The sequence below is a fragment of the Rudaea sp. genome, assembly GCF_057139185.1.
In genome coordinates, this window is record NZ_DBNHDN010000007.1 from 94979 (window position 1) to 113158 (window position 18180).

Below are 18180 nucleotides of genomic sequence, written 5' to 3' on the forward strand. Positions count from 1 at the left end.
CTCAGGTGCCCGCGAGGAAGTCGAGGCTGGCCTGCAGCATCGCTGCCATGCCCACCGGCAGCGCGCCCTCGTCGAGGAAGAATTTCGGCGAGTGGTTCATCGGTGCCGTCGCTGTGTCCTGTCCGGCCGGGGTCGCGCCAACAAAAAAGTAGACAGACGGCGCTTTGGCGCCGAGCGCGAAATAGGGGAAGTCCTCCGACGCGGTCCAGCGCGGCGATTCGATCACCTGGTCCTTGCCGACGGCTTTCTGCAGGCTTTCGCGCACGCGCGCGGTCAGTGCCGGATCGTTGTAGTTGACCGGATTGGTGCTCTCGCTCGACGGGATCTGCGCGTCGATCGTCGCGCCGTTCGCCGCGGCGACGTGCTCGGCGGTGCGCCGCAGGCTGGCGATGATCTGCTTGCGCATGCCTTCGTCGAAGGTGCGGATCGTGCCGGTCAACTCCACGCTGTCGGGCACGATGTTGAAACGCATGCCGCCGTGGAACGTGCCGAAGGTCAGTACTGCCGGATCCTTGCTGATGTCGAGCTGGCGGCTGACGATGGTCTGCGCGGTGGTGACGATTTCAGCGGCGGTGACGATGGGATCGATGCCCGCCCACGGCACGGCGCCGTGCGTCTGCTTGCCGTGCACGGTGATGTGGAACGCGTCCGAGCTGGCCATCGCGCCGCCCGCACGCACGCCGACGACGCCGACGTTGAGCGAGCTGACGACATGCATGCCGAACACCGCGTCGGGCTTGAAGTCATTGAACACGCCGTCCTTGACCATCAGCGAGGCGCCGCCTTCCTCGCCCGCAGGCGCGCCTTCCTCGGCCGGCTGGAACACGAGCATGATTTCGCCGGGCAGGTCCGCTTTCATCTTCGCGAAGATTTCGGCGAGGCCGAGCAGCATCGCCGTGTGCGCATCGTGGCCGCAGGCCTGCATGACGCCGACTTCGCGGCCGGCATACTGCGCCTTCACCTTCGAGGCAAACGGCAGGTCGACCTGTTCGGTCACCGGCAGCGCGTCCATGTCCGCGCGGATCGCGAGCTTGCGCCCCGGCTTGCCGCCTTTGAGCACGCCGGTGACGCCGGTGTGGGCGATGCCGGTGCGCACGCTATAGCCGAGCTTTCTCAGCTCGTCGGCGACGATCTTGGCCGTGCGCGTTTCGCGGTTCGACAACTCGGGGTGTTGGTGGAAGTCGCGCCGCCAGCGGGTCACCTCGGGCAGCACGCCCTGCGCGAGGCGGGAACTGGATTCGGATTCGGCGGCAGCCACGCCGGCACACAGGCTCGACAAGGTCAACGCAAGTACGAGACGACGCATGATTCTTCCCTCCCGAACGACGATGATATTTTCCGGCCCGTCCCTGCGGCAACAAACCCAACGACCTCACACGCCGAGCACCAGATCCTCCGCTTCGACCCGGTCGAGGCGGATGCGGTTGGCGAACAGCGAGAACGCGAGCGTACCGGCGAGGCCATGCGCGTTCCGCACCCACGGCGGAATATACACGGGTGCGGCGAGGAAACCCGAATCGAAATACGGCTCCAGCGCGAGCACGTCGTGCAAGGTCATCTTGCCGGCGAACAGGTTGCGGCAGAGCTTGAGCTTGCCGTGCCGGAACGCCCAGCGGAAGAACGTGTGTACGGACAGCAGGCCATGCAGATAGACCGTGTCCTTGGTGAACGCCGCGCCGCCGCCCAGTGGCGCGCCGCGGAACACGCGCATCGCCGAAGTGAAGCTGTCGGCTTCGTTCTGGCCCGCGCCGAGAAAAAACCGGAACACCTCGATGAAGTCGGCGCCGGCCAGCGCCTTGTCGATCGCGACGATGCGCAGCGAGATGCGTTTCATCCGGCCGATGTCGATCGCGCCCGACATCAATTCGGCGAACGTGGCCAGGCCCTCTTGGGTCGCGGTGATACGCGGCGAATTGAGCGCGAGCGATTTCAAGTTCGGTTGTCGGCGTCCATTCAATGCCGTCAGCGAATGCACGAACGCTTCGTGCTGCAGCAATTGATGATGATCGTATTCGGTGAAGCTCGCGCCAGCGCGTACACGGATGCGCGCGGGACCCGCGGCGGCTTTGGCGATCAGATCCGGATCGAGTTCTACCGTTACCTGGTCATGGCTGAAGAACGCAGCGATCTCTTGCTGAAGTTCGGCGCAGAGCTGCTCGGCCGGCACGCGCACCGCATCGTCCGCGCCGAGCTCGCCGCCGATCTCGTCGGCCAGTTCGACGAAATGCCGCGCCGCATCGAGATTGCTGAGCGCGCCGCCGGGCAGGCGATCGCCCGGCCGGCCGTACAGACGCACCGAATGTTCGGTGATCGCCGCCGTTCCCGCCGCATCGAGCAGCTCGGTAGCGTAGATCCACGATTGCGCCGCCCGCCGCAGGTAGTCGCCGACCGGATGCTGCGCGTCGGCGGCGAGGAAGATGTCCTCGAGTTCCTCGCGCGCTGCCGAGTGGTCGTTTTTCGCATAGTCCACGGTCGGCAGCAGCGGATTGCCGCGCCGCCAGCCATCGAGAAACCGCGCCTGCACCAACGCGGGCCAGCTCACCGCGCCGAGCAGCTTGATGCCCTTGACCGCCGCAACGAGGCGACGGTCGAGTTCGGCCAACCGATCCAGCAATTCGCCCTCGTCGCCCATGCCGGCGACGTTAGCGCATCGCCGCGGCGTTGCCTACTTCGGCGCCGCGGCAAATGGCGCAAGACCCAGGGCCGCGCGCAACGGGTCGAGCAGGCTGGCGTAGTTCGCCGCACGCGCGGTATCGCGACGCAAGGGTTCGCGCACCTGTCCGGCACTGGCCGTGCGCACGACGCGCTCGGTCTCGTGGAAACGCAGGCAGCGCCCGTCGAACGGCAGTTCGCAGAAAGCCAGAAGCGCGCGGATCTGCGCCTCGCTGTCGGCGACCAGCGCTTCGTAGTCCTGCACGCGCAGGCGCGTGGGATACAGCTCGCGCCAGCGTTGCACGGCGCGATCGAAATCACGGGAATGGCGCGCAATGTCGTCGAGGTCGTAGCTGAAGGGCTGGCCGCCTCCGGCGAACAACTGACGAAAACAGGCCAGCGCGGTTTCCACCGGGTCGCGCCGGCAAACCACGATGCGCGCCTCCGGCAGCATCGCCAGCGCCGCGCCGACGTAGCGCCAGTTGTCCGGCAACTTGTCGGTGAAACGCGGACGTTCGTCGCGCCAGCGTGCGGTGCGTTGCAGATAGTCCGCGCCCAGACGTTGCCAATCGTCCGCGCTCGCCTGCGCCACCCACGCCGGAAACGGTTCGCCACGACGTCGCGACTCTTCCTGCAGTACCGCGTGCAGGTCCGACAACTCGCCCGCACCGTCGATCTGCGGATGCGAGGCGAGGATCTGCTCGGTCAGGCTCGATCCCGCACGCGGCAGGCTGACGATGAAAACCACTTCGCCGCCCTGACGCCGCGACGCGCCACGCGGCGGCGGCGTGAACGCGGCCAGGGTCGCATCGACCTGCGCGCTGAACCGGGCGGCGTCCCAGTGCACATGCCGGCGCACGCTGGCGTTGCCTTCGCGATAGGCGCGGAAGGCGTCGGCATGGCGACCGAGATCCTCATAGCCGCGCGCGAGTGCGAACAGGATGGAGTTGCGGTCGTCGATGTCGAGCGGCCCGCGCGCGAGACGTTCCATCGCGGCCACGTCGTCGGCATCGAAACGTTGATTCTTGAGGTTGGCCAGACCAAGCCAGGCTTCGGCAGCGGAATGCCGCGCGACGAGTTGCCGGTACAACTGCGCCGCCTGCGCGAAACGACCGCTCACACGCAACGCATGGGCGTGCAGGAATTGCGCGCGCAGGTTGTCCGGGGCCAGGCGCGTCGCTTGTTCGAGCACGGGCAATGCTTCTTCGTTGCGCCGGTCCTCGCACAAGGCCTTGGCGTGGTTGTACCAAAGGGGTGCAAGGTCCGCTGCGAGCGCACAGGCACGAGCGAACGCCGCCACCGCACCGGCCGTATCGCCAAGGCGGCCGAGCGCATTGCCGAGGCTGTTGTGGGCCAGCGCGTCGTCAGGCTGCAGGGCAATCGCCTCGCGCAGGCTCGCCACCGCTTCGGCGTGGCGGCCTTGCATCACCAGCGCGCTGCCGAGCAGACGCCGCGCCTGCGCATGCCGTGGTGCGAGTGCCAGGGCGCGAAGCAGGCAGCGCTCGGCTGCGGCGGCGTCGTTGCGGCGCAGGGCATCTGCGGCCTCGGCCAGCGCCTTGGTCACGACGGCGGGCAACGTCGCGGGCGCGGCACCCGTGGTCATCAGCGCCGGCCGTATTTGTCGACCAGACGCTTGCCCAGCGCACGCGTCTGCACCTTGGCCCCGGCCTTGCGTTCGAGTTGCGCGGCGAACGACTCGTTGGCCGCGCCGAGTTCCTCGCGCAGTTTGCGATAGTTCTCCCAGCGCGCCGGATCGAGCGCACCGGATTCCAGCGCCGCACGTACCGCGCAACCGGGTTCGGCGGCATGGGCGCAGTCGCCGAAACGGCAGGTCAGGGCGAGCGCTTCGATATCGTCGAAGCTGGATTCGGCGAGATCTTCCTCGCCGGTGAGCTTGAGCTCACGCATGCCGGGCGTGTCGATCAGGCAACCGCCGCTGGGCAAGGCGATCAGCGCGCGGTGCGTGGTCGTATGCCGGCCGCGGCTGTCGTGCTCGCGCACCGCGCCGGTCGCCTGGCGTTCGCGTCCGAGCAAGGTGTTGGTCAGGGTCGACTTGCCGGCGCCGCTGGAACCGAGCAGCACGGCACTGTCGCCGCGCTGCAGATGGCGCAGCAGCGGCGCGACCGCCGCCGCGTCCCTGGCATTGAGTGCGTGCAGTTCGATGTCCGCCGGCAGCTGCGCGCGCAGCGCGGCGATCTCGGTGTGCCGGGCCGCGTCCTTGACCAGATCGGCCTTGGTCAGCACGACCACCGGCCGGACACCGCTGCCTGCGATCAGCAGCAGGTAGCGTTCGATGCGGCGCGGATTGAAGTCGCCGTCGATGCCCATGAGCACGAAGGCGGTGTCGATGTTCGTGGCGATGATCTGGCGCGCGTAGCGCTCGCCCGCGGCGGCGCGCGCGAGCACCGTGCGCCGCGGCAGCACCTGCTGGATGACCGCCGGCGTCGCCGCGTCGATCAGGACGAAATCACCGACCGCCGGGCGCTCGTCGGCTGCCGCGCGACGGCGCAGGAAACGCGGTGCGGGCTGCGCGGCGAGCTCGTCTTCGCCGTCGCTGAGGATGTAGCCGTTGCGATGCTGCACGATCACGCGGGCGATGCGCCATGGTTGCGGCGCGCCCTCCGGCACCGATGTGCCGACACGCCAGCCGATGGCCTGCAAAGCTTGAGCGGGTTCGCGTGGCGATGGCATGCTGGCCATTCTACGGTGCCGCCGGAAAACTGACGAGAACGAGTCGCGCATGCGTGTTTGCCTGAACATGATCGTGAAGGACGAAATAGCGGTGATCGAGCGTTGCCTGCGTTCGGTGCTGCCCCACGTCGACAGTTGGGCGATCGCCGACACCGGCTCGACGGACGGCACGCAAGACCGCATCCGGCAGTTGCTGACGCACCTGCCGGGCGAGTTGATCGAGCGGCCGTGGGTCGATTTCGCGACGAACCGCAACGAGGCGCTTGATCTCGCGCGCCGCCACGGCGACTACGCGCTCGTCATCGACGCCGACGACGTGCTCGAGGTCGATCCCGGGCGCTCGCTCCACGGCCTCGACGGACCCGGCTTTGCGCTGGAGATCGCCGACAAGGTGACGAACTACTGGCGCGACGCCCTGATCCGGCTCGACCTCGACTGGCGCTGGCAGGGCGTCGTGCATGAGCACCTGACCTGTTCCCAGCTCGCCGGCGTGAAGAAGCTGGGTGGCTTGCGCATCCGCCGCATCGGCGGCGGCGCACGCAGCCAGGGCGATGTCGCGGCGAAATACCGCCGCGACATCGAAGTGCTGCGTAGGGCGCTGGTCGCCGAGCCGGAAAACGCGCGCTACGTGTTCTATCTCGCCCAGAGCTTGCGCGACGCGGGGCAGCTTGCCGAGGCGATCCTCGCCTACCGGCAGCGTGTCGACATGGGCGGCTGGGTGGAAGAAGTGTACTTTTCCAAGTTCACGATCGCGCGGCTCAAGCAGCAACTCGAGCACCCGTTCGAGGAAGTCCGCGAGGCCTACCTGGATGCCTGGCGTTTCCGGCCGACGCGCGCCGAGCCGGTTTGCTTTCTTGCCGGCTACCTGCGCGCGCATGGACACTTTGCCGAGGCCTGCGACTATGCGCGCATGGCCTGCTCGACGCCGCCATCCACGGACAGCCTGCGCGTGCATCGCCCGGCATACGGCTGGCTCGCACGCTACGAGCTGGCCGCGGCGCTATATGCATTGCAGGACTACGCCGCATGCATCGCGGTCTGCGAGGAAATGCTCGCCGATCCGCTGCTCCCCGCGCAGGAGGCGCCGCGCGTTCGGCAAAACCTCGCCGCCGCCGCGGCGATGGTCAATCGCGCGACCTGAACCGGGGCCCGCGGGAAAACGCAGCGCCTGCCTGCAAAATGCTTGAATTCGCGCCTTGTTCGGCTAGGATGAATTGTTCAACTTCCGTAAACGCCCTCCGAAAGGTCGCAGTTCCCATGTCGATGCCAGGCAAGTCGAATCGAGTCCCCGATCCCGTGCGCACCGGCGCGCGGTTGGAGAACGTGCGTTACGAAATCCGCGGCGCGCTAGCCCGCCGTGCGCTCGAACTCGAAGCCGCCGGGCGCAAGATCGCCAAGCTCAACATCGGCAACCCTTCCGTATTCGGCTTCACCGTGCCCGACCATGTGCGCCAGGCGATCGAGCGCAATCTGGTCTCCAGCGAAGCCTATTGCCACCAGAAGGGTCTGGTCGAGGCGCGCGAGGCGATCGTCGCCCAGCAGCACCAGCACGGCATCGCCCAGGCGCACGTGGACCGCATCTTCATCGGCAATGGCGTCAGCGAACTGATCGACCTCGCCCTGCGCTCGCTGCTCAGCGACGGCGATGAAGTGCTGCTGCCGAGCCCGGACTATCCGCTGTGGAGCGCCGCGGTCACGCTCAACGGCGGCAAGCCGGTCTACTACAGCTGCCCGGCCGAGCGCGAGCACACGCCCGACGCGGCCGAGATCGAGGCGCTGGTCACGCCGCACACGCGCGCGATCGTGCTGGTCAATCCGAACAATCCGACCGGTGCGATCTATCCGCGCGAACTGCTCGAGGCGATCGTGCAGATCGCCGACCGGCACGGACTCGTGCTGTTGTCCGACGAAATCTACGACGAGATCGTCTACGACAAAGCCGAATTCACGCCGCTGGCGAAAATCGCGGGCGAGGTGCCCTGCCTCACGTTCGACGGCCTGTCCAAGGTCCAGCGTGCTTGCGGCTACCGCGTCGGCTGGCTGTCGATGACCGGCGCGAAGGCGGCGATCGAGCCGCTCGAAGCCGCGCTCGACCTGCTCGCGAGCCTGCGCCTGTGCGCGAACGTGGCCGGCCAGTACGCGATCGCGCCGTCGCTGGAAGGACCGCAGACGATCGCGCAACTCGTCGCACCGGGCGGGCGTTTGCACGACACGCGCGCGGCCGTGATCGAAGCCTGTGCGCAGAGCCGTTTTCTGAATCTGGTTGCGCCGAAGGGCGCGATGTACGCGTTCCCGAGCGTGCGCGCCGACCGCGTGCCGGGCTTCGACGACGAGGCCTTCGCGCTCGACCTGCTCGAAAGCGAGAACGTGCTGATCGTGCCCGGCCGCGGCTTCAACTGCGTGCCGCGCAATCATTTCCGCATCACCCTGCTGCCACTGGCGCCGCAGATGCGCGAGGTGTTTGCGCGCATCGAGCGCGTGCTCGAGCGCATGGCCGCCGCGCAGCAGCGGCAGGTGGCCTGAACGTTCGCGTGGGCGGCGCGAATTTTCTCGCTCTCGGCGATTCGTACACGATCGGCGAAGGCGTCGCCGAGGCCGAACGCTGGCCCGTGCAACTCGCACGCGCGCTCGGCATCGCCGCGCCCGAAATCCTCGCACGCACCGGCTGGACCACGGACGAGCTCGCCGCGGCGATGGCGCAGCACACGTTTCATCCGCCCTACGACCTCGTCTCGCTGCTGATCGGCGTCAACAACCAGTATCGCGGACGCGACCTCGCGAACTACCGCGAAGAATTCCGCGCCTTGCTCGAACGCGCGATCGAGCTGGCCGGCCGCCGGCCGGAACGCGTCATCGTCGTGTCGATTCCCGACTGGGGCGCCACCCGCTTCGGTCGCGAAAGCGGGCGCGACACGGCGCAGATCGCGCGCGAAATCGACCGGTACAATGCCGCGAACGCGGAAATTTCCTGTTCGGCGCAGGCCCACTACGTCGACGTGACCACGGCTTCGCGTGAGGGCGCGCGTTGGGTCGTCGACGACGGCCTGCACCCGAGCGGCGCGGCCTATCGCCGCTGGAGCGAAGCGATCCTGCCGATCGCGCGGCGCGCGTACTGCGCAGAGAGGAAATGATCCTGGCCCATTCGCCTGACCGACGCTGTTCCAGACGCCGTTTCATCGGAGCGTTGGCGATCACTCCGCTCCTGGGTTCGCGAATGAGCTTGGCCGCGGACGGGGCGCCCGACTTCGCCTCGCGCCTGTCATTGGCGGGCACTCCCGGCATGGCTTGGGGAGCCGTCAGCGGCGGCAGAGTGTTGACGGCAGGCGGCAAGGGGACCGCCGGCGTCGCAGACGGGTTTGCGCCGGACGCAGATACTGTTTTCGAGGTCGGTTCGCTGACCAAAACCTTCACCGCATCACTGATTTTCCAACTCGAGGAAGAAGGCAAGCTGCGCATCGACGCTCCGGTAGACACCTATGTGAAGCATTTGCCCGATCGCTGGAGAAATCTGACGCTGTCGCAGTTCCTCAGCCATACGTCGGGCCTGCCGGAATACCTTGATCAAACCAACTTCCGCCGCCTCATGCCGCTGGACCTCACCCCCCGCGACATCGTCGCGATGGCGGCCAACCTGCCTTTGCGCTTTGGCGCCGGCGTGCGGCACGAGTACAACAATCTGGGCTTCATCCTCCTCGGCATGACGGCCGAGGCGGTCAGCGGCAAACCGTATTGGGACGAGCTTCAGCGCCGATTCTTCACGCCTGCGGGCATGGCTTCCACGGGGCCGAGAAATCGACTGAGTCACGCGACAAGATATGCCTCCGGCCATTTCTGGGATGGCAATCGCTATGACGATGATCCACCACGCAGCGCGCCGGGATCCACCTGGTCCGCAGGTGGATTGCTCTCGACGGCGGCGGATATGAACCGCTGGTCTCTGGCGCTCGACAGCGGAAGGATTCTGAGCATGGATGTCCGTCGGCGAATGTGGACACAAGCCCGTCTGGCCAACGGCGCCCCGGCAGGATGGGGTTACGGATGGCAAATCGAGACGATCGAGGGACGAACCATTGCATCCCATGGCGGCGGAACGGCCGGCTTCTCCTGCTGGTATCGCCGCGATGTTTCCCGTCCGCTGTCCACGATCGTGCTCACCAACCAGAACGGTCGCGCCGATCCCAAAACGATGACCGACGCTCTGCTGAAGGCTCTGGCGACGACGCGGTTGGTCAAGTGAATGTCGCCGGGTTCAGCCTTGACGCGCGCGCCTTTTCCGCTGGCGCGAACGCTTTATCCGGTAACACATGACGTCATGCACCGAAACGGGCGCTGTCATTGTCCGTCGTGCGCGCGAAACAACGTTGTCGGGCTTTCGCTTGGCTGCGTTGACCGATCGATTTCGGCAGACGGCTGTACAGGCACGCCACCGAGGTCACAGCGGAAGGATTTGCGGCCACATCCACCGCGGTTAATCCATCGCCGAACGCTGCTTCACGGCATCTGCACCGCCTAGTTTCGACGCAAGCCAAATGGCTAGTTCGTAGCGCCGCCGTTGAGATTCGCGGCGCGCGGCCCAAGATCGGGGATAATTGTCCGCCCGATCCCTGATGGAATCCGCCATGTCGCTCGCCCCCGCCACGCGCACCCGTATCGAAACCCTGCTGCGCGACAACCCCGTCGTGCTGTTCATGAAAGGTTCGCCGCAGGCGCCGCAGTGTGGCTTCTCGGCTGCCGCCTCGGGCGTGCTCAACGAGTTGTTGCCGCAGTACGCGACGGTCAACGTGCTCGAAGACGCCGAGATGCGCGAAGGCATCAAGGCCTACGGCAACTGGCCGACGATTCCGCAACTCTACGTGAAAGGCGAGCTGGTCGGCGGCGCCGACATCGTCCAGGCCATGTACAACTCGGGCGAGCTGCAGGCACTGTTCGGCCTGCCGCTGCCGGATCGCACGCCGCCGCAGATCACGATCACCGATGCGGCGGCGCAGGCGATCCGCAGCGCGCTTGCAGACGCCGAGCCGGGGCTGGCGCTGCATCTGTCCATCGACGCGCGCTTCCAGCCGCAGTTCCACCTCGCCGAGCCGACGGACGATACGCTGCGCTCGGAATCGAACGGTATCGACGTGCTGTTGGACCTGGCCAGCGCGCAGCGCGCGCGCGGGATCCGCATCGACTGGGTCGAGACGATGCAGGGTGCGGGTCTGTCGATCGACAATCCGAACGCGCCGTCCACGGTCAGGCAGCTGTCGGTGGGCGAACTCAAGCGGCGACTCGATGCCGGCGAGGCCATCACGATCGTCGACGTGCGCCCGCCCGAGGAACGCGCGCAGGCAGCGCTGAAGCTGCCGTTCCGCACGCTCGACGATGGCATCGGCGCGCTCGCCGACCTGCCGAAGGACGCGGCGATCGCCTTTCTCTGCCGCAGCGGCGGGCGCAGCCAGCAGGCGGCCGAGCAGTTCCGCGCGCACGGCTACGACAAGGTCTTCAACATCGCCGGCGGCATCAACGCCTGGGCGCGCGAGATCGATACGACGATTGCCGAGTACTGATCGCCCGATAGCGGAGCGCGCCGTGATGATCGAAATCGGCGAAGCCATCCTGCCGGAGGACGTCGCGGTCGTGCGCGAGTTGCTGCAGGAGTACGAGCGTGCGCTCGGAGTCGATCTGTGTTTCCAGAACTTTGCGCGGGAACTGGCTGACCTGCCGGGCGGCTACGCGCCGCCGCGCGGCACGCTGCTGCTCGCGCGTGCCGGTGGAAGTATCGCCGGCTGCGTCGCGCTGCGTCCCGTCGATGACGCCACCTGCGAGATGAAACGGCTGTACGTGCGCGATGCATTCCGCGCCATCGGCCTCGGACGACGCCTCGTCGAGCGCGTGATCGGCGACGCACAGGCGCTCGGCTACCGGCGCATGGTGCTCGACACCCTGCCGACGATGACCGCGGCACAGCGTCTCTACGAAAGTCTCGGCTTCACCGACACCTCGGCGTATCGGCACAACCCGATCGCAGGCACGCGCTTTCTCCGGCGCGAACTCGACACGCCGGCCAGAGCGTGATCGCGCCCGGTCGAGGCTATCCGGCGCGCGTCAGCCGACGCAAAAACACCGTCATTTCCTTTTCCGCCTGCTTGTCGCCGCGTTCGTTCGCCGCAGCAATACCGGCCTGGTAGGCGTCGATCGCTGCAGCCGTGGAGCCGGTGCCGGCCAAGGTTTTGCCGAGCAGTTTCCACGCGGCCGAATAGCCGGGATCAAAGCGCAGGGCCTCGTGCAATTCGGTGATCGCGGCGGGCATGTCGCTGTTCGCCAACAACGCGTTCGCGAGCGACATGCGCAGCAGCACACCGTCGCGCGGGCCGCCGCGCATGGCGCGCAGGTTTTCGATCGCGTCCGGCTGCATGACGACGCCCTAGTCCGTGTCGTGCTTGACGTAAGGCCCGCCGCGACCGTGTCGATGCACGTCGTGAGTGACCGCGCCGACGCGCCGCGACGGTGGCACGAAGAACTCCGGATGCGTCAACGTGTTGCGCATGTCGGACAAACCGGCGCGCCAATGCTCGGCCATCGTGCTTGGCGCGAACGCATAGTCTTTGTACTGCTGCTCGAACGGCTTGGTCTTGTAGATCAGGTGGATGATGTTGTACACGCGATCGGACAGCCACGGCTCCAGTTCGGCGCGCATTTCGGCGGTGATGTGGGCGGGCGGGATTTGCTTGAGCAGCGCGTCGAGCGTGGTGCGCAAGTCCTGGAAGCGCTGCACGACCTTGGTGCTGAAGCGCGTGCGGCTCGAGTACTGGATGTCTTTCTGCCGTTCCAGCGCTTCCACGATGTTGCGCGGCTGCATGCCTTGCGCACGCCACAGGTCGACCTGGAAAACGAGGCTGTCGCGGCGCGGCGTGTGGCTGAGCACATGGTCGAGCGGCGTATTGGAGACGAGGCCGCCGTCCCAGTAGTACTCGCCGTCGATCTCGATCGCCGCAAAAGCGGGCGGCAACGCGCCCGAGGCCATCACGTGTTCGGCGCGGATCGTGCGCTTGTGTTCGTCGAAATTGTCGAAGTAAACGAAATTGCCGCTCTTCACGTTGACCGCGCCGACCGAGAAGCGCACCGCGCCGGCGTTGATGCGGTCGAAGTCGACGAATTCCTCGAGCGTGGCCTTCAGCGGCGCGGTGTCGTAGAAGCTCGTCGCCGATTCGACATGGTCGACGCCGACATAAGGCGGCGGGAAGCGCGGTACGAAGAATCCGGACTGGCCAAACAGCAACGCGGCCAGCGCGCCCTGCGCGTTGGCGAGCGCGAGCGTGTACTTGTCGAGCGGCAATTTCTGCCGCAGCGCCTCCTGCCATTCGAACCACTGTCGGCCGCCGGCCGGCAGCGCGGGGATCGAGATGCGCTCCCAGAACGCGCGCAGGCGCTCGAGCCGCTGCGCCGGCGCGTTGCCGGCGAGGATCGCCGCATTGATCGCGCCGATCGAAATGCCGGCGAACCAGTTCGGCAGGATTCCGGCCTGGTGCAGGCCCTCGTAGACGCCGCACTGGTAAGAACCGAGCGCGCCGCCGCCTTGCAGCATCAGCGCGATCGTTTCGTACTTTTGTGCGGATTCCGCGGGCGTGTCCGCTTTCTTCCCTGCGCCTCGTTTGCTGTTCGTCTTTGCCATTGTCGAAAACTCGAATGAGTTGCCGCGGAGCCACGAAGATCACGACGAAGAGCCACGAAGAAAAGCGAGATATCGAAATGCTTTTCTTCGTGTCTTCGTGGCGACGCTTGTCGCTTTTGCGTGCCGCGACTACTGCATGAACCAGCCATGCGAAACGACGAGCGATTGCCCGGTCAGCGCGTTGGTCTCGAAGGCGCCGAGGAACAACGCGCAGTTGGCGACGTCGTCGACGGTCGTGAACTCGCCATCGACCGTGTCCTTGAGCATGACCTTCTTGATCACGTCGTCCTCGGAAATGCCCAGTTCCTTGGCCTGCTCGGGGATCTGCTTCTCGACCAGCGGCGTGCGCACGAAGCCCGGGCAGATGACGTTGGCGCGCACGTTGTGCGCCGCGCCTTCCTTGGCCACGACCTTGGCCAGGCCGATCAGGCCGTGCTTGGCGGTGACGTAGGGCGCCTTGAGCTTGGACGCCTCCTTCGAATGCACCGAGCCCATGTAGATGATCGCGCCGCCCTTGCCGGCGTACATGTACTTGAGCGCGGCGCGGGTGGTCAAAAACGCTCCGTCCACGTGAATCGCCATGAGCTTCTTCCAATCGGCGTACGAGAAACTTTCGATCGGATTGACGATCTGGATGCCGGCGTTGGAGACGAGGATGTCGATGCTGCCGAGATCCTTGACGCATTTGTCGACGCCGGCGCCGACCGCGGCTTCGTCGGTCACATCCATGATCACCGTCGTCGCCTTGACCCCGCGCGCACGGATTTCCGCGGCCGCCGCGTCGGCCGCGGCCTGATTGATGTCGGCGATCGCGATGTGCGCGCCGTGGTCGGCATAGACCTCGGCGATGCGCTTGCCTATGCCGCTCGCCGCGCCCGTGATCAGGGCGACTTTGCCTTTTACGCTCATGTGCAATTCCTTGGTGGGGATGGGGCCGCAGACACGCTGCGCGTTCGCGCGCGTCGCGGCCACGCCGGGCATTCTACCTTCCCCACGGTTCACGCGATGACCAGCCGACCCGGCGGATTTCTGCGAGGAAATTCAGACACGCGACAGCCTAATGCAAGGTCCGTTACAGCCAACTGAAAGGTTGACATGCCTATTTTGTCCATTGTCGGAAAAAGTCGATCGAGGGGACATTTCATGCAGGTCACGGGCATGTTGTACGGCGCCAAACTGTTGCGCTTCGTCGGGTTTCCTTCGGCGGAAGTACTTGGCGCGGACGCGAGCGAGGAAGAAATCGGCGCGCTGATCGAGCGCTGCGGCCAGGTCTTTGTCAAACCGGTGTTCAAGGGCGGCGTCGGCAAGAAGGGCAAGGCCGGTTTGCTCGGGCGCGCAAGGGACCTGAAAACGGCACTCGCCGAAAAGGAGCGTCTCTACTTCGCCAAACACACCTACGGCACCCAGACCGCCAAGGCCAATGGCGTCACCTTCGAGGGCGGAGTGCCGGCAGAGCACGAGGTGTATTTTTCGATCACCGACTCGACGCGCTACCGCGCGCCGATGATGACGCTGAGCTGTCACGGCGGCATGGACATCGAGGAAGTCGACGGGAATCTCATCGCCCAGGTGCCGTTCGATCCGCTAACCGGTTTGAAGGCCTTCGTAGTCGCCAATGCGCTGTCTGCACTGAATGCGCCGAAGGCGATCATCTCGCCGCTCGTGCAGCAGCTGCCGAAGTTGTGGGAGCTGTACCACGGCTTCGGCATGACCACACTCGAACTGAACCCGATCCGCATGAAGGAAGACGGAAAAGGACGCCTAATTCCCGTCGCCTGCGACTTCAAATGCGGCTTCGACCGCGACGATCCGCGCTGGCAACGCCTGAATCTGCCGGCCAACCTGTTCGCCGTCGACTATTCGGACTTCGAGCAGGAAATCAACCAGCTGCGCACCTATCAGGGTCAGAGCGACGTCTACGTCATCAATCCGAGCGGCACGATTCTTGCGCCGACCTTCGGCGGCGGCGCCAACTCGCTCGTTTCCGAACTGCTCGGCGATGACGCGATCATTTCCTCCGACTTCGGCGGCAATCCGCCCTACGAAAAGATGAAAGAGGTCGCGCGCATCTGTTTCAAGCACTGGCTCAAACAGGCCAACGTGCTTTTCATCATAGGCGGCAAATCGAACAATACCGACATCTTCGAGACGTTCCGCGCGATCGCCGATGCGCTGCGCGAGCACTTCAGCCGGCACGGGCCGACGCCGCTGTACGTGGTCATCGGACGCGGCGGGCCGAACCTCGTACGCGGCATGGGCGCGATGCGCGACACGTTCGACGCGCTCGGCCTGCCGTACCGCATCTTCGCCTTCGACTCGGACATCAGCGAAGTCATCCAGTACGCGCGGGCGGTCGACGAATGGATGAAAGCCGGCGGCCGCGAACAGATCGCCGCATCGCTCGGCGTGGCCAAATCCGCGGCGGCATGAATGAACCGCTCGACGAATTCCAACCGTTTGCAGGAGTGACCGTATGCGCATGCCGGGTCTGCCGGATTTTCCGTACTACGTCGGCGTCGGTTCGCTCGCCCACGTGGCGACGCGCGAAGACCGCGTCTGCGTGCTCAACATCCTCGGTGGCGAATCGAGCGAGGTCACACCGGTCGGCCACGCCTATTCGGGCGGCAACGTCGTCTTCGGCACCGCGCCGGGCAAGCGCGGCCAGGTGCTGGAGACGCCGGCCGGCCCGATTCCGGTCTACAACAACGTGCTCGAAGGGCTCAACGAAGGCCACCGCTTCAATTGCGGCGTCGTTTATCTGCCGCCGTCGGCCGCACGCGACGGCGTCGCCGAGCTGATCCGTGTCAATCCCGAGCTGCGCAAGATCTTCATCGTCACCGAGAAGATGGCCGTGCACGATTCGCGCGAAATCCGCGCGCTCGGCCAGCAGAACGGCATCGACATCTTCGGCGGCAATTCGCTCGGCGTGGCCGACGCGTGGAACCGCGTGCGCATCGGCGGCGCACTCGGCGGCGATCATCCCGAGGAAGCGCTGCGTCGCGGCTCGATCGCGATCTTCTCCAACTCCGGCAACTTCACCACCACGATCGCCACCTACCTGCGCATGGCAGGCTGGGGCACGACCACGCTGATCTCCAGCGGCAAGGACGTCTACATCCATTTCGCCGCGGCCGAGTTCGCCTATGCGCTCGACCACGATCCGCGCAGCAAGGCGGCCGTGCTCTACGCCGAACCGGGCGGTTTCTACGAACGCGACGTCGATTTCGGCAAGCCCGTCGTCGCCTGTGTCGTCGGCCGCTGGAAGAAGAAGCTCACGCGCGCGGTCGGCCATGCCGGCGCGATGTCGGGCGGCGATGACGATGCCATCGCGAAAGAGCGCTGGTTCCTGGACAAGTTCGGCGTTGACGACATCTTCACCCCGGAGCGCCCGGTGTTCTCCGCGCGCGGCGCCGTGGTCACCAACATCGCGCACATTCCCGCGGCGCTGACCGCCGTGATGGACCAGAACGGCGTCGCACCCGACTTCAAACCCGAGGGCAGCCTCGCGCTGAAGCCGTGGTTCGCCTCCAATGTCGGCTGCCGCCTGCCCGCGGAACTGGATCTGCCGGTGGTCACGGCAATGGCACCGTACGACGAGCAGATCGCGCGCATCAACCGGCAGATCGGCGCCACGCTGCCACGTCAGAACATGAAGGACGCCTCGGGCGCCTCGCAGATGGATGCGCAGACGCAGGTGACCGCGCTGCACGGCACCTCGATGCTCGACGCCGCGCAACATCCGCTCGAGGCCAACATCGGCCTCGCCCTGCTGCACGAGCCCGGCGGCGAGAACGACCGCAAACTCGTCAGCCTCGCCGTCGGCGCGGAGATCAATCTGCACGGCACGGCGCCACTGATTGCGGCACAGGCCGCGCGTACGGCAGGCAATGCGCCGAACAGCATCGCTGCCGCCGCCTTGGCCATTGTCGGCCCGAACCGTGTCGAGCGCGCGCGTCGCGCAGCGAAGCTGTTGATCGACATCGGCACAGCCGCGGGTGTCCTCGACGCGCTCGACGAAACCGTCGACATTCCCGTATCTGCCGTCGATGCCGACGAACGCCAGTTGCTGCTGACAACCGCACCCGACGTCCGCGCCGAGGCCCTGCTCGCCGGTTTCGAGGCGCGCGGTGCGCGCTCGGTTTTCGTGCGCTGGCTGCGGAAACTCGGCAATCCCGATGCCAACGCCGTGCTCGCCGCGATCACGACGACGCTGGCCTGGGGTCCGCTGCGGCGCAAGCGCATCTCGCGCTACACCGCGGAAAGCCTGCCGTGGTGGATGTGCCTGTTCGGCACCCAGATCGGTGCATCGGTCGAAGCCGAAAAGCATGTGTCCGACGCGTTCTGCGGTATCGCCATGACAGACCTCCTCGGCAAGCGCTCACTGACCGAAATCGCCTGCATCGCCCTGCTCGGCCAGGAACCTTCGGCAGCGGATCTGTTCGCCTTCCAGACCCTCGTCGGCCTGCTGCTCAGCAACGGCCCGGGCTCGATCACCGGTCAGGGCGCCAAGGGCGCCGTGTCGGCCGACGGCCCCGACACCCCGGCGCGCGTGCAGCTCAACAAGGCGATGCTCGGCTTTCTGAGCCACAGCGGATACGCGCACGGCGGCAACGGCTACGAAGGCGTCGCCTTCCTGATCGAGCGGTTTGCGGATATCGGCCTCACCGACCCCGGCAACGCCGCGCACGGCATCGACCTGGCCGCACACGCGACTGCATTTGCGCGCCGCTACGGCGAGGACCGCGCCACGCGCAAGAACGTCGGCGCGGAACAGGCGCAGGCGCTGCCGTGCATCAACCACCCGGTGTTCAAGGGCAAGCCGGTCAACGTCGATCCGCGCGAGGCCTTCGTCCACGAACTGTTCCGCCAGCGCGGCGAATACAACGTGTTCCACGAGTACTATCGCGCGCTCGTGCAAGCGCTGTACGAGGAGAACGTCACGCGCAACGTGTTCTGCGTCAACGTCGATGCGGTCATCGCCGCACTACTGCTGAAGATGCTGTGGCGTCGCTACCGCAACGGTTCGCTGTCAAGTGCAGCACTGGAAGCGGCGGCGTTCACCGTGTTCCTGTACGGACGCATGATCGGCTCGGCTGCCGAGATCGACGACCACGCCAATCGCGGCAAGAACATGGACACGCGCACGCCGCAGTCGGCCTGCCGCTTCGTCGCCTAGAAAGATC

15 protein-coding genes are annotated in these 18180 nt (G+C 66.2%); 8 read left to right on the forward strand and 7 right to left on the reverse strand.

The features are described from left to right. Position 1: 1 nt before the first annotated feature. The 4 genes from AC16HO_RS02940 to rsgA all read right to left on the reverse strand — a co-directional run bounded on the left by AC16HO_RS02940 (position 2) and on the right by rsgA (position 5352). A complete protein-coding gene (locus AC16HO_RS02940) occupies positions 2-1306 on the reverse strand; it encodes an amidohydrolase (RefSeq protein ID WP_395643919.1) in 1305 nt (434 codons plus the stop codon). A gap of 66 nt (positions 1307-1372) precedes the next feature. After that, on the reverse strand, positions 1373-2632 hold the full coding sequence (locus AC16HO_RS02945) for a peptidase MATCAP family protein (RefSeq protein ID WP_395643920.1): 1260 nt from the start codon (positions 2630-2632) through the stop codon (positions 1373-1375). 33 nt (positions 2633-2665) lie between these two features. Then, positions 2666-4255, reverse strand: a complete 1590-nt coding sequence (locus AC16HO_RS02950) for a tetratricopeptide repeat-containing sulfotransferase family protein (RefSeq protein ID WP_395643921.1) — start codon at positions 4253-4255, stop codon at positions 2666-2668. Further along, on the reverse strand, positions 4255-5352 hold the full coding sequence (rsgA, locus tag AC16HO_RS02955) for a ribosome small subunit-dependent GTPase A (protein WP_395643922.1): 1098 nt from the start codon (positions 5350-5352) through the stop codon (positions 4255-4257). Before rsgA ends, AC16HO_RS02950 begins: the two co-directional genes overlap by 1 nt. A 40-nt stretch (positions 5353-5392) precedes the next feature. Here rsgA and AC16HO_RS02960 point away from each other — a divergent pair, with 40 nt between their 5' ends. The 6 genes from AC16HO_RS02960 to AC16HO_RS02985 all read left to right on the forward strand — a co-directional run bounded on the left by AC16HO_RS02960 (position 5393) and on the right by AC16HO_RS02985 (position 11400). Then, positions 5393-6484: a glycosyltransferase gene (locus AC16HO_RS02960; protein ID WP_395643923.1), complete on the forward strand. Its 1092-nt coding sequence runs from the start codon at positions 5393-5395 to the stop codon at positions 6482-6484. A gap of 116 nt (positions 6485-6600) precedes the next feature. Further along, on the forward strand, positions 6601-7866 hold the full coding sequence (locus AC16HO_RS02965; RefSeq protein ID WP_395643924.1) for an aminotransferase class I/II-fold pyridoxal phosphate-dependent enzyme: 1266 nt from the start codon (positions 6601-6603) through the stop codon (positions 7864-7866). An 8-nt stretch (positions 7867-7874) separates the two neighbouring features. Continuing rightward, complete coding sequence (locus AC16HO_RS02970; RefSeq protein ID WP_395643925.1) at positions 7875-8474, forward strand: SGNH/GDSL hydrolase family protein; 600 nt, start codon at positions 7875-7877, stop codon at positions 8472-8474. 83 nt (positions 8475-8557) lie between these two features. Further along, positions 8558-9580, forward strand: coding sequence for a serine hydrolase domain-containing protein (locus AC16HO_RS02975; protein ID WP_395643926.1), 1023 nt, complete (start codon positions 8558-8560; stop codon positions 9578-9580). 382 nt (positions 9581-9962) lie between these two features. Then, the gene (grxD, locus tag AC16HO_RS02980; RefSeq protein ID WP_395643927.1) at positions 9963-10892 is read left to right on the forward strand and encodes a Grx4 family monothiol glutaredoxin; all 930 of its coding nucleotides are present in this window, start codon (positions 9963-9965) and stop codon (positions 10890-10892) included. Between the two features lie 25 nt (positions 10893-10917). After that, complete coding sequence (locus AC16HO_RS02985) at positions 10918-11400, forward strand: GNAT family N-acetyltransferase (protein WP_395643958.1); 483 nt, start codon at positions 10918-10920, stop codon at positions 11398-11400. A 16-nt stretch (positions 11401-11416) separates the two neighbouring features. Here the strand turns inward: AC16HO_RS02985 and AC16HO_RS02990 are convergent, their stop codons facing one another. From AC16HO_RS02990 to AC16HO_RS03000, 3 genes are all read right to left on the reverse strand, one after another. Further along, positions 11417-11740, reverse strand: coding sequence for a tetratricopeptide repeat protein (locus tag AC16HO_RS02990; RefSeq protein WP_395643928.1), 324 nt, complete (start codon positions 11738-11740; stop codon positions 11417-11419). Between the two features lie 9 nt (positions 11741-11749). After that, positions 11750-12997, reverse strand: a complete 1248-nt coding sequence (locus AC16HO_RS02995; RefSeq protein WP_395643929.1) for a patatin-like phospholipase family protein — start codon at positions 12995-12997, stop codon at positions 11750-11752. 129 nt (positions 12998-13126) lie between these two features. Then, complete coding sequence (locus tag AC16HO_RS03000) at positions 13127-13906, reverse strand: 3-hydroxybutyrate dehydrogenase (RefSeq protein ID WP_395643930.1); 780 nt, start codon at positions 13904-13906, stop codon at positions 13127-13129. 234 nt (positions 13907-14140) lie between these two features. Here AC16HO_RS03000 and AC16HO_RS03005 point away from each other — a divergent pair, with 234 nt between their 5' ends. Further along, positions 14141-15427, forward strand: coding sequence for an ATP citrate lyase citrate-binding domain-containing protein (locus AC16HO_RS03005; protein ID WP_395643931.1), 1287 nt, complete (start codon positions 14141-14143; stop codon positions 15425-15427). 43 nt (positions 15428-15470) lie between these two features. After that, complete coding sequence (locus tag AC16HO_RS03010) at positions 15471-18173, forward strand: hypothetical protein (RefSeq protein ID WP_395643932.1); 2703 nt, start codon at positions 15471-15473, stop codon at positions 18171-18173. Positions 18174-18180 lie beyond the last annotated feature (7 nt).